Raw genomic sequence first — 12,587 nt, forward strand, 5'->3', positions numbered from 1 at the left:
ATTCCCTCTCCTGTGAGGGAATTAAATGGCTGCACGTGGATTGTCATTCAACCGCTTCTGCAATTTCTGCAACCCATTCCACGCATCGCGCTTCAATTCGGGGTGTTTCAAAATACGCAACGGGTGTGGAATAATAAAATAATGCGCTCGTGGCAAGGTTTCACGCAGGCATTGTTGCACGTCATCGCGCTCAAAAAATTCGCCCAACAGCAGCAACGGCGGTTGCCCACATTGTTGCCATTCGGCTTGCACTTGCGGCGCATCGGCTTGAACTTGGTTCAAATCGGGTTTGGGATTGAAATTATCAAAATTTTTCAGCCATGTCGTGCAATGAACATCGCTGGGCTGCAAGTTAATCGCCGCGAACATTTTGTGCAGCAACTCGCCATCTTGCTCGCTAAACAAGCGTTTATGCACGATGTCTGGCATAGACGCGCACACGCTCAACGCCATCACGCGCGCCATACGAGTCGGCATTGGCACAGCAAACGGAATCGGCGCGGCGGCAGTTTTAACCACTTGCTTTTCCGCTTCGGCTTTTTCTTTGGCTTGGGTTTGATGGCGCAATCTATCCAGCGCATCAAAAGACGGTGGTTCGTTGCTTTTGCGTGATGTCGTGGGCTGGGCGGTATCGCGTAGTGCAGGCTGCTTGGCGGTTTCGGGGGCGCGTGTTGGCGCAGAAAATGCAGGCTGCTTGCCCAATATTTTGGCATTTTGATGTAGCCACATCGCGCCCAATCCCAAGGCTTCGTGCAGATGAATGTAGCGCGTGTCTAGCATAATCTCTCCATAATCCAAGCGTTTTCGCCGTTGCTGTAATAATTTTTGCGCGTGGCAATGTGGACAAAACCGTGTTTGGCATACAACTGTTGCGCGGCGTGGTTACTTTGTCGCACTTCCAAAAAAATCCGCGCAATATTTTGTTGATGAGCCACGTGCAGCATGTGTTCAATCAACGCGCTGGCGCAACCTTGCTGACGATATGCCGTGTCGGTGGCGATTAAATGCAATTCCATTTCATCGCATACCGTTTGCCAAACAATGAACGCGACGATGTGTTGCTGCTGTTGCAACACCAACACCGTGTCGTGCGGCGAAGTGCAGGCTGCTTCAAAATGCGCTGCCGTCCATGCCGATGGATTACTTTGCGTGTCTATGCGTTGCAAATCGGCAAGGTCATTTGGTTGCGCTAAACGATTCGTTTTCATGCGGTTAAACTGGTTTGCCAAGCCGCAATCGCGTGGCGCAAACGATTCATGCCTTCGTGCAAATCTTCGTCCGACAGCAAAAAAGACGGCGCAAAACGCAACACGTTACCGCCTGCACCCAATACCATCAAACCGTGTTGCAAAGCAGCCTGCACCAAGCCGCTCACTTGATTTTCATACGGTTTTGCCAACACCGCACCCAGCAATAAACCTTGTCCGCGCACGTTTTGGAATACGCCTGTTTCTTGTGCGATTTGTTGCAAAGCAGCCTGCAATTTTTCGCTTTGTGCGGCAACGTGCGCCAAAGTTTCGGGCGCGTTAATCAAATCAAACGCACGATTGGCAACGGCACACGCCAGCGGATTGCCGCCAAACGTGCTGCCATGCGAACCAAGCGAAAACGCAGGCGCAAATTGGTCGGTGGTCAGCATTGCCCCAATCGGAATACCGCAGCCCAAGGCTTTGGCGGTGGACAAAATATCGGGCGCGATGCCGTATTGCTCGTAGGCGAACAATGTGCCTGTGCGCCCCATGCCTGTTTGCACTTCATCTACAATCAAGGCGGCGTTGTGTTCGGTACACAAATCACGCGCAGCCTGCATAAAAGCTTGGGTGGCTGGCAAAACGCCGCTTTCACCTTGAATAGGCTCAATGATTACGGCGCAAGTTTTGCTGGAAATAGCAGCCTGCAACGCCACCACATCGTTAAACGGAATATGCGTGATGCCTGCTGGCAAAGGCGCGAAATCTTCACTGTATTTGGGCTGACCGCCAACCGACACGGTAAACAAAGTCCGCCCATGAAACGCATTCACGCAGGCGATGATTTCGTTTTTGTCTGCACCAAAATGGTCTTTGGCGTATTTACGCGCCAATTTGAGTGCAGCTTCGTTGGCTTCTGCGCCCGAGTTGGCAAAAAATACTTTGTCGGCAAACGAATGTTGCACCAATTTTTGTGCCAATTCTTGTGCAGGCTGCGTGGTGTAATAATTGGAAACGTGCCAATATTTTTGCGCCTGTTCGGTAAGCGCAGCGATTAAATCGGGATGGCAATGTCCCAAAGCGTTCACGGCAATGCCGCCCGATAAGTCAATGTATTCTTTGCCGTCTTCGCTCCAAACGCGGCTACCCAATGCGCGAGCAGGCATCATGGGCGCAAAAGCGAAATTGGGGGTTAAATAATTTTGCATGGTGTTCCTTTATCAATGTATCACACGATTTTCTTGCTGTGCGTCTTGCACAATTTTTTTCAAAGGTTCTAAATCGTATTCATCGTGCAGATTTTGGTGTTCAATTTCGCTAATCAAATCCACCAATAACTGCAATGGGTCGGCTTCCGAGCCATATAATTGTGGGTCAAACGCAATGCCAACCAATTCTTCTTGTTCGTACATGGCAGGCAAGATTTCAATCATCAACTCGTCCAACGAATATTCTGCCAACTGATATTCGCTCCATTCGTCTTGCGAACACATAAGAGCATCATCGGCATCGTCCCAAAAACACAACACCGACAATGGGTTGCCCCATTGGTCAAACCATTCTTCGGACGTACATTCGGCAAAAGAATCATTTTGGTCTTGCAAGGCATAGACCATGCCATCGCGCACCACATTTTGCACAAATTGGAGATAATGTGTATCGGGATTTTTTTCGTTTAACATAATGACTTTAATTGCGAAAAACCGTGCAGTTGAACCAACGGCACGGCATGGTTAATCGGGTTTGAGATTGTAGAAAATTTCGCCATCGCCAATATAGCCCATTTCGCTGCGAGCAATTTCGGCTTTGGTGTCAAAACCGTTTTCTAAATCTTGCACTTCGGCGCGGAGCATTTCGTTTTCGCGGCGAAGCATATCGTTTTGTTGTTTGATATTATTGGCATTTTTTTCCATTTGAGCATATTGAACGTGCAAACCGCCTTGATGAAACCAAAGGCTGTATTGCAGCATAGCCAACGCCGCCAATAAAATCCAAGTGATGTATTTCATGTGTACGATTGATTTGGTTGGAACGAGTGCCTACGGCATACCCTTTTATACCCAAATCAAAGATTTGGACAAAAGGGCAAAGCAGCCTGCACTCTGATTGAAACGATATGTGTTGGGTTGCGACCCAACCTACAATATACTCAATCGCCGTCATTCTCGCGCAAGCGGGAATCTATCTACATTATTCAGTTTCAGGATTGATTTTCCAATAACTTGAATATTACATTGGATTCCTGCCTACGCAGGAATGACGACCGTTAATCAACAAAGTGCAGGCTGCTTTTTCCTATTTTTATTTACCTAATTGATAAAAAGCCGCTTTGCCTGGGTAGTAAGCAATATCGCCCAACTCTTCTTCAATACGCAATAATTGGTTGTATTTTGCCATGCGGTCAGAACGGCTCAACGAACCTGTTTTGATTTGCATACAGTTGGTTGCAACCGCCAAATCTGCAATCGTGCTGTCTTCGGTTTCGCCCGAACGATGGCTCATCACGCTGGCGTAACGATTGCGTTTTGCCAATTCAACCGCTTTCAAAGTTTCGCTCAATGTACCGATTTGGTTTACTTTTACCAACAATGCGTTGGCAACGCCTTTTTCAATACCTTCTGCAAGGATTTTTGGATTGGTCACAAACAAATCATCGCCCACCAACTGAACTTTACCGCCCAATTTTTCGGTCAATAATTTCCAACCTTCCCAGTCGTTTTCGTCCATGCCGTCTTCAATCGAGATGATTGGGAATTTGCTTGCCAAGTCTGCCAAATAATCGGCAAATTCCGCGCTAGTAAACGCTTTGTTTTCGGCTGACAAGTGGTATTTGCCGTCTTTATAGAATTCGCTAGACGCGCAATCCAATGCCAACAATACATCTTCGCCTGCTTTGTAGCCAGCTTGCTCAACCGCTTCTACGATTAACTGCAAGGCTTCTTCGTGGCTGTTCAAGTTCGGTGCAAAACCACCTTCATCGCCCACAGTGGTTGGGAAACCTTTGCTGTCGCACAATTTTTTCAGGTTGTGGAAAATTTCTGCGCCGCAACGCAAGGCTTCACGGAACGAAGTCGCGCCCACAGGCATAATCATAAATTCTTGAATATCCAAGCTATTATTAGCGTGTTCGCCGCCATTAATCACGTTCATCATGGGAACAGGCAACGCCATGTGTCCTGCGCCACCCAAGTAGCGATACAAGGGCAAGCCAGCGTCTTCTGCTGCGGCACGCGCCACCGCCAAAGACACCGCCAAAGTCGCGTTTGCGCCCAAGTTGGCTTTGTTGTCTGTGCCGTCCAAGTCCAACATGATTTGGTCAATGTAGGCTTGTTCGCTGGCATCAATGCCAATCAGGGCTTGGGCAATGTCGTTATTAACGTGTTCAACCGCTTTCAACACGCCTTTGCCCAAATAGCGCGATTTGTCGCCATCGCGCAATTCCAAGGCTTCTTTTTGACCTGTTGATGCGCCACTTGGCACGGCTGCGCGACCCATTACGCCACTTTCTAACAATACATCGCATTCAACAGTTGGGTTACCGCGTGAATCTAAAATTTCGCGTGCAAAAATATCTACAATAGCACTCATTTGGTGTACTCCTGTTATGGTTTGGGTAAAAAATCTGTGAAACGTAATTATAGCGCGTTCAAGCAGCCTGCACACATCATTATTCTGGGTGCAGGCTGCTTTTTCGTTTTATTAATAAGTATCCGCGCCTGTTCTCTTTTGAATAAATTCAATTTTGTAACCGTCTGGATCTTCCACAAACGCAATCACGGTTGTGCCGTGTTTCATCGGCCCCGCTTCGCGCGTTACTTTGCCACCTTTGGCACGAACCGCATCGCAAGCGGCATAGGCATCATCTACTTCAATCGCAATGTGTCCGTAGCCTGCGCCCAAATCGTATGACGGCGTGTCCCAGTTGTGGGTCAATTCCAAAACCGTGGTGTCGCTTTCTTCGCCGTAGCCCACAAAAGCCAGCGTGAAACGTCCTTCGGGATAGTCTTTGCGGCGCAACAATTTCATGCCCAGCACTTCGGTGTAAAACGCCAAAGATTGTTCTAAATTGCCCACGCGCAACATGGTGTGCAGTAAACGCATAATCGTATTCCTATGTGGTTGTGTAAAGCGCGAATTTTATCACACGCATTGAGTAAACCATATAGATTACATACAATAGCCAAGTTTTATGTTTACAACCAAAGGGCGCATCATGCTTTATGCTCAAATTTTAGGCACAGGCAGCTATTTGCCAGCCAACCGCGTAACCAATGACGATTTGGCGCAACGCATTGATACATCAGACGAATGGATTACCACGCGCACAGGCATTAAAGCGCGACACATCGTTGCCGACCACGAAAAAACCAGCGATTTGGCTGCCGAAGCGGCACGTCGTGCCTTGCAAGATGCAGGTGTATCGGCAAACGAAATCGATTTAATTGTGTTGGCAACCGCCACGCCCGATATGCAATTTCCTGCCACCGCCACCATTGTGCAAAACAAACTCGGCATAGCAGGCTGCCCTGCGTTTGACGTGCAAGCCGTTTGCGCTGGATTTATGTATGCAATTACCACCGCCAATGCGTATATTAAAAGCGGCATGGCAAAAAAAGCACTTGTGATTGGCGCAGACGTGTTTAGCCGTATTGTGGATTGGAATGACCGCGCCACTTGCGTTTTGTTTGGCGATGGCGCAGGCGCAGTCGTGTTGGGCGCGAGCGAAACAGCAGGCATTGTGCACAGCAAACTCCATGCCGATGGCGCACATTTGGATTTGCTCAAAGTGCCAGCCCAAATGAGCGAAGGGCAAATTTGCGGTTCGCCTTTTGTAACGATGGACGGGCAAGGCGTATTTAAGTTTGCCGTCAAACAGCTTTCTGCCGTTGCCGATGAAGTCATCACCGAAGCAGGCTACACCACCGGACAAATTGACTGGCTTGTGCCACATCAAGCCAATCGCCGCATTATTGAAGCCACCGCCAAACACTTGGGGTTGAGTATGGACAAAGTGATTTTAACCGTACAAGACCACGCCAACACATCTGCCGCGTCTATTCCATTGGCTCTGGACGCAGGCATTCGCGATGGACGCATTCAACGCGGACAAAACGTGCTGCTAGAAGGCATTGGCGGCGGTTTTGCATGGGGCGCGGTGTTGATTCAGTATTGATGTAGTTTGAATACGCAAAAAGCAGCCTGCACTTTTGGTAAACAAAAATTGCAGGCTGCTTTTCTATGCAACCAACATTTGCATCGTTTTACGCTTAATCACATTTTTTACCGCGCATTTTTGCGATAATCGCCCACAATTTCTATCCAAAAATACAAAGGACACACCACCATGAAACGCATTTTTCTCTTTTTGGCAACCAATATTGCGGTTTTGCTGGTTATCAGCATTATCTTGCAAATCACAGGTTTGGGACGTTCCAACAGCTTGGGCGGCATACTCGGTTCAGCAGCCGTGATTGGTTTTACCGGCTCGATTATTTCGCTGCTCATGTCCAAAAGCATTGCCAAAGCATCAGTGGGCGCAGAAGTGATTACCGAACCACAAAACGAAGTAGAAGCGTGGTTGTTGCAAACAGTAGAAAATCAAGCGCGTCAATGGAATTTGCAAACGCCCGAAGTCGCCATTTACCATTCGCCTGAACCCAACGCTTTTGCAACTGGCGCGACTAAAAACAGCTCGCTGGTTGCCGTGTCCACAGGTTTGATGAACAGTATGACGCGCGATGAAGTGGAAGCGGTGTTAGCGCACGAAATGGCGCACATTGGCAATGGCGATATGGTGACGCTGACGCTGATTCAAGGTGTGGTCAATACATTTGTGGTGTTTTTTGCCAAGATTATTGCCAGCGTTGTCGCCCAAAACAAAGACGGCGAAACCAGCCAAGGAACATATATGCTGGTGTACATGGTGTTACAAATGGTGTTCGGTTTCTTGGCGAGCATTATTGTGATGTGGTTTAGCCGCCAACGCGAATACCGTGCCGATGCAGGTGCAGCCAAACTGGTTGGCCCAACCAAAATGATTGCCGCGCTGCAACGCTTAAAAGGCGGTGCAAGCCAGTTGCCACAAGATATGACGGCAATGGGTATTGCCAGCGACGCGAAAGATTCGCTGCTTTCCACGCACCCAAGTTTGGATAACCGCATTGCGCGTTTGCAAATGATGTAATACAAAAATAAATCAAAGCAGCCTGCACTTTTTGTTGACCAAAAATGCAGGCTGCTTTTTAATCCTCAATCTCAGTCAGCCACTTTTGTTCTGCAAACGAAACCGCGCCATATGCCGTAACAATAAAATGGTCAAGCAAACGCAAATCCAACCAATGCAAAGCAGCCTGCAATTTATGGGTAAACGCCAAATCTTCGGGCGATGGTTGCAGGCTGCCAGACGGATGATTGTGCGCAAATACTACAGACACTGCATGATGATGCAAGGCGCGCCGCGCCACTTCGGCAACATACACATGATTCGCCATCACCGTGCCACGCGCCAGTTCTTCGCACGCAATCAAACGATGCTGCGTATCCAAAAACAACGCCACGCTCACTTCCACGCGCTCGCGCCCAATGCGTAAACGCAAATAATCGGCAACTTGGTTGGGCGAATGAAATGCAGGCTGCTCTTGCATCTCTTCGCTTAACACGCGCCGACCAATTTCCAACACCGCCGCAAATTGCGCGAATGCCGCCGTTCCCATGCCTTTGTGGCGCGACAAATCCTGCACCGATGCCGTCATCACACCGCCCAATCCGCCATAGTTTTGCAACAACGACCGCGCCAAATCCACCGCACTCATGCCTTGCGTGCCAACGCGCAACAAAATCGCCAGCAATTCCGCATCGCTCAATGCTTCTGCGCCACGTTGCAACAATTTTTCGCGCGGACGCTCTCCTTCTTCCCAATGTTTGATGCTCATGCTTACTCCATAAAAAAGCCTGCGAATTTCATCACAAAATCCGCAAGCAGCCTGCATTTAATAGTTGTATTCACTATTGTTTACGCAATCGCCAAGTTGTTCCATTGCTATGGCGCAAAATCAAATCCGCCTTATCCCATTGATAATGCAAAGTTTGTTGATTCAATGCCTGCCCTAACGCCATTTCAATATCCATGCCCGATTTACACGCCATGAGCGTAGAAGCCACCACAGCAATCTGCACCGTTTGCGCGTTGGTATCCGCCTGCACTGCATACGTCAAAGTATTGCAGCCTGCATCGGCAGTCGCCTGCGCCAAATTACGCCAATCCAACACAATGCGATGTCGTGCCCAATCCGCACGAATAGCAGAGCTATCCACCACGCGCCATTGTACTGCCAAAGAACGTGGCGATGACGCGTCCGATTTAGGTTCTCTAGGTGCAGCAACGGTGCAGACTGCCCAAATCCCACTCATCGCAATCCATAATCCAGCCGTTTTAATCATGTTAATGACTTTCTGTGCAAAAAAATAAAGTACTAATATAAAATAAGCCCCTTGAATCATCAAGGGGCTGAAATAGTGGCGGAGGCTGTGAGATTCGAACTCACGGAGGGCTATCAACCCTCGACGGTTTTCAAGACCGTTGCATTAAACCGCTCTGCCAAACCTCCGCTGTGGTAAGAAGCGAATAATACAGACGTTTGATATGTGTGGCAAGCGTTTTTTGTATTTTTATGGCAATATTTTGTAATCATGTGATTTTAAATAGAACAAAATTCAAAAATATTGCCCTTGTTTTTGTTGCAAACAGCCTTATATTGTGTCCATACAATCATTTCTGAAAAGGAAAACACAATGCGATACGATAAATTAACCAGTAAATTCCAATCTATTTTACAAACCGCGCAAAGCTCGGCAATGGCTGCCGACCACGCTTATGTGGAAGCGGCACACGTTGTGCAAGCCTTGTTGGACGACCACGAAAACGGCATGGCGGCATTGCTGGTGCAAGCTGGCGGCAATGTCAGCCAAATCAAACAAAAAGTGCAGGCTGCTTTGAGTGCGCTACCCAAAATTTCGGGCAATGGTGGCGATATTTCTGCTAGCCGTGAATTGCAAAACGCGCTCAATTTAATGGACAAGGCAGCAGTTAAACGCGGCGATACTTATATTGCCAGCGAATTATTCTTGCTCGGCTTAATCCAAGAAAACGGTGCGACAGGTAAAATTTTAAAAGACGCTGGCGTAACCGAAGCCAAATTGACCCAAGCGATTGAAAAACTCAACCAAGGACAAACTGTGGACAATCAAAACGCGGAAGACCAACGCGAAGCCCTGAAAAAATACACCACCGATTTAACCGAACGCGCACGCAACGGCAAACTTGATCCTGTAATTGGGCGCGATGATGAAATTCGCCGCGCAATCCAAGTTTTGCAACGCCGCACGAAAAATAATCCTGTGTTAATCGGCGAACCGGGTGTCGGCAAAACGGCGATTGTAGAAGGTTTGGCGCAACGCATTGTCAATGGCGAAGTGCCTGAATCATTGCGCGGTAAACGCTTGTTGGTGTTGGATTTGGCGGCGTTGATTGCTGGCGCGAAATTTCGTGGTGAATTTGAAGAACGCTTGAAAGCGGTGCTGAATGATTTGGCGAAAGATGACGGCAACAGCTTGATTTTTATTGATGAAATTCACACGCTGGTTGGCGCAGGCAAATCGGACGGCGCAATGGACGCGGGCAATATGTTGAAACCAGCTTTGGCGCGTGGCGAATTGCATTGCATTGGCGCAACCACGTTGGACGAATATCGCCAATATATTGAGAAAGACGCGGCTTTGGAACGCCGTTTCCAAAAAGTGTTGGTTGATGAGCCGAGCGTGGAAGCGACGATTGCGATTTTACGCGGTTTGCAAGAGCGTTACGAAATTCATCACGGTGTGGACATCACCGACCCTGCGATTGTGGCGGCGGCGGAATTGTCTAACCGCTACATTACCGACCGCTTTTTGCCTGATAAAGCGATTGATTTGATTGATGAAGCCGCCAGTCGCATTAAAATGGAATTAGATTCCAAACCCGAGCAAATGGATAAACTTGACCGCCGTATTATTCAACTGCAAATGGAAAAAATGCACGTGGCGAAAGAAACCGATGATGCAAGTAAAAAACGCTTGGAATTGATTGATGAAGAAATTGGCAGCCTGCAAAAAGAATACGCGGATTTGGACGAAATTTGGAAAGCGGAAAAAGCGTCTTCTGTGAGTTCCAATGATGTGAAAAAACAAATTGAAGACACGCGCTTAAAAATTGAACAAGCGAAACGCGCTGGCGATTTTGCAAAAGCGTCTGAATTGGAATATGGCGTGTTGCCGAAATTGACGCAGCAATTACACGCGGCGGAATCTTCAGGCAGCCTGAAACAAGCGAATAAATTGTTCCGCACGCAAGTGGGCGCGGAAGAAGTGGCGGAAATCGTGTCGCGCATGACGGGCATTCCTGTTTCCAAAATGATGGAAGGCGAACGCGAAAAATTGTTGAAAATGGAAGAAGTCTTACACAAGCGTGTTGTCGGTCAAGATGAAGCAGTACGCGCGGTGGCGGACGCGATTCGCCGTAGCCGTAGCGGTTTGGCAGACCCGAATAAACCTTACGGCAGTTTCTTGTTTTTGGGTCCGACTGGCGTGGGCAAAACGGAATTGTGCAAAACGCTGGCGAATTTCTTGTTTGACAGCGAAGAGCATTTAATCCGCGTTGATATGTCGGAATACATGGAAAAACACAGCATTGCGCGTTTAATCGGTGCGCCTCCGGGATACGTTGGCTACGAAGAAGGCGGTTATTTGACCGAACAAGTTCGCCGCAAACCATACAGCGTGATTTTGTTGGACGAAGTGGAAAAAGCGCACCCTGATGTGTTCAATATTTTGCTGCAAGTGTTGGACGATGGGCGTTTGACGGACGGTCAAGGGCGCACGGTGGATTTTAAAAATACAGTTGTGGTGATGACTTCCAATATTGGCAGTCAAAATATTCAGGAAATGGGCGACACGTCCGATTATGCGGCGGTGAAAGAAGCAGTAATGGACGATGTGAAAGCGTATTTCCGCCCTGAATTGATTAACCGTATTGATGAAGTGGTCGTGTTCCATGGTTTGAGTCAGGCGAATATTCGTAATATTGCGAAAATTCAACTGATTGGCTTGCGAAATCGTTTGGCGGCGCAGAATTTGCGTTTGGAAGTGTCGGAAGCGGCGTTGGATTTGATTGCCGATGCTGGTTTTGACCCTGTGTACGGTGCGCGTCCGCTCAAACGTGCCATTCAGGCGGAAATTGAAAATCCATTGGCAAAAGCATTGCTGAATGGACAATACACGTCTGATAGCGTGATTCGTGTTGATACAAATGGCGATACGTTGATTTTTGCTTAAATAACCATATAAAAGCAGCCTGCACTTAAAATCATGATAAAGTGCAGGCTGCTTCTTTATATTGACAATATCTTACAGAATAGACGATAATTCATTGTCGTTATTTTCTTAATTTAACTAAACAAAAGGAAAATTTTATGCGATCTATTCAAGTAAATACATGGCTATTGTTGGCAGCGACTGCGTTAGGTTTAAGCGCGTGTGGTAGCAGTGGTGGCAGCAATAATATGGTTGCCACTCAATCGCACAATACACCAACACCCACCTCTCCAACCAATCCAACGGCTGCCAATTTTGTCAATCAAGGTGGCACAAATTATTTGGTTAGTGTAAACACGTCCAATTTAAATTCAGCCGAAGCCAAACATTCCCTGACTTTTGATGCCAATAGCTTTTACAAAATCACGCTAAATGGCATTTCAATCGATTTACTGCCTACTGCACCCAACAATATGGCAAATGTTACATCTGGCACTAGTCGTTGGGGTTTATATTCTGGCAATTTGTCTGCGGGTGCAAGTCATACTCCTGCTGGTATTTCTGACATACTGGTATCGCGTAGTTCTAAAAATGTGGTGGTGGGTGTGATTGGCGCGAAAAGCAATGGCAACACTAGCGGTCATATTCATAATTTTGCGTTTGTGAATGGTAATGCAACGGATATAGCACAAATCCCCAAACAAGGCATCGCGACTTATGATGTTAATGTGGCAGGTCATGTCCGTCACACAGACAATCAAGGATACACAAGCGTCTCGCAAAGCACCAATCTTTTACAAGGCAACTCGCCTGCACGATTAAGTGTGGATTTTGGCGCAAAAACGTTAACAGGTAAGTTTGATGTCAAGGACACATACGGTGCAGATATTGACATCAAAGCCAATATCATGGGCAATCGTTTTGAATCGGCAGCGGGTTCAACCACAGCTGTGAAAGGTGGTTTCTATGGCAACAATGCCACAGAAATTGGCGGTGTATTCCAAACTGAAAAAACGATTGGTGTGTTTATTGGTACAAAAAAATAAAATT

General features: G+C 47.5%; 13 protein-coding genes and 1 tRNA gene. 4 read left to right on the forward strand and 10 right to left on the reverse strand.

The window, feature by feature from the left end; genetic code table 11:
- Window positions 1-21: 21 nt before the first annotated feature.
- The 7 genes from BQ5809_RS07440 to gloA form a co-directional block, all read right to left on the reverse strand.
- Entirely contained in the window at window positions 22-780 is a 759-nt protein-coding gene (locus BQ5809_RS07440; RefSeq protein WP_003787504.1) for a uracil-DNA glycosylase family protein, read from the reverse strand.
- Window positions 774-1,208 carry a ribosomal protein S18-alanine N-acetyltransferase gene (rimI, locus tag BQ5809_RS07445; protein WP_003787502.1) on the reverse strand — a complete coding sequence of 145 codons (435 nt, stop codon included), beginning with the start codon at window positions 1,206-1,208 and terminating at the stop codon, window positions 774-776. The genes BQ5809_RS07440 and rimI overlap by 7 nt, the downstream gene beginning before the upstream one ends.
- Entirely contained in the window at window positions 1,205-2,398 is a 1,194-nt protein-coding gene (locus BQ5809_RS07450) for an acetylornithine/succinyldiaminopimelate transaminase (RefSeq protein WP_003787500.1), read from the reverse strand. Before BQ5809_RS07450 ends, rimI begins: the two co-directional genes overlap by 4 nt.
- A 12-nt stretch (window positions 2,399-2,410) precedes the next feature.
- The gene (locus tag BQ5809_RS07455; protein WP_003787498.1) at window positions 2,411-2,872 is read right to left on the reverse strand and encodes a DUF2750 domain-containing protein; all 462 of its coding nucleotides are present in this window, start codon (window positions 2,870-2,872) and stop codon (window positions 2,411-2,413) included.
- A 51-nt stretch (window positions 2,873-2,923) separates the two neighbouring features.
- On the reverse strand, window positions 2,924-3,199 hold the full coding sequence (locus tag BQ5809_RS07460) for an FtsB family cell division protein (RefSeq protein WP_003787496.1): 276 nt from the start codon (window positions 3,197-3,199) through the stop codon (window positions 2,924-2,926).
- A gap of 292 nt (window positions 3,200-3,491) precedes the next feature.
- On the reverse strand, window positions 3,492-4,778 hold the full coding sequence (gene eno, locus BQ5809_RS07465) for a phosphopyruvate hydratase (RefSeq protein WP_003787494.1): 1,287 nt from the start codon (window positions 4,776-4,778) through the stop codon (window positions 3,492-3,494).
- A 111-nt stretch (window positions 4,779-4,889) separates the two neighbouring features.
- Complete coding sequence (gloA, locus tag BQ5809_RS07470; protein ID WP_003787492.1) at window positions 4,890-5,291, reverse strand: lactoylglutathione lyase; 402 nt, start codon at window positions 5,289-5,291, stop codon at window positions 4,890-4,892.
- 112 nt (window positions 5,292-5,403) lie between these two features.
- Between gloA and BQ5809_RS07475 the strand changes: the two genes are divergently transcribed.
- Together BQ5809_RS07475 and htpX are read left to right on the forward strand one after the other, a co-directional pair.
- Window positions 5,404-6,363 carry a beta-ketoacyl-ACP synthase III gene (locus BQ5809_RS07475; RefSeq protein WP_026036274.1) on the forward strand — a complete coding sequence of 320 codons (960 nt, stop codon included), beginning with the start codon at window positions 5,404-5,406 and terminating at the stop codon, window positions 6,361-6,363.
- Between the two features lie 171 nt (window positions 6,364-6,534).
- Entirely contained in the window at window positions 6,535-7,374 is an 840-nt protein-coding gene (gene htpX / locus BQ5809_RS07480; RefSeq protein WP_003787488.1) for a protease HtpX, read from the forward strand.
- A 58-nt stretch (window positions 7,375-7,432) separates the two neighbouring features.
- Here htpX and radC read toward each other — a convergent pair whose 3' ends face one another.
- The 3 genes from radC to BQ5809_RS07495 all read right to left on the reverse strand — a co-directional run bounded on the left by radC (window position 7,433) and on the right by BQ5809_RS07495 (window position 8,797).
- On the reverse strand, window positions 7,433-8,122 hold the full coding sequence (gene radC, locus BQ5809_RS07485; protein WP_003791157.1) for a RadC family protein: 690 nt from the start codon (window positions 8,120-8,122) through the stop codon (window positions 7,433-7,435).
- Between the two features lie 73 nt (window positions 8,123-8,195).
- Window positions 8,196-8,630: an META domain-containing protein gene (locus tag BQ5809_RS07490; protein WP_032827790.1), complete on the reverse strand. Its 435-nt coding sequence runs from the start codon at window positions 8,628-8,630 to the stop codon at window positions 8,196-8,198.
- 76 nt (window positions 8,631-8,706) lie between these two features.
- A tRNA-Ser gene (locus BQ5809_RS07495) sits at window positions 8,707-8,797 on the reverse strand.
- A gap of 184 nt (window positions 8,798-8,981) precedes the next feature.
- Here BQ5809_RS07495 and clpB point away from each other — a divergent pair.
- Window positions 8,982-11,558, forward strand: coding sequence for an ATP-dependent chaperone ClpB (clpB, locus tag BQ5809_RS07500; protein WP_003787482.1), 2,577 nt, complete (start codon window positions 8,982-8,984; stop codon window positions 11,556-11,558).
- A 137-nt stretch (window positions 11,559-11,695) separates the two neighbouring features.
- Window positions 11,696-12,583: a transferrin-binding protein-like solute binding protein gene (locus BQ5809_RS07505; RefSeq protein WP_038314696.1), complete on the forward strand. Its 888-nt coding sequence runs from the start codon at window positions 11,696-11,698 to the stop codon at window positions 12,581-12,583.
- Window positions 12,584-12,587 lie beyond the last annotated feature (4 nt).

The organism is Kingella kingae ATCC 23330, from assembly GCF_900111845.1.
GTDB lineage: Bacteria > Pseudomonadota > Gammaproteobacteria > Burkholderiales > Neisseriaceae > Kingella > Kingella kingae.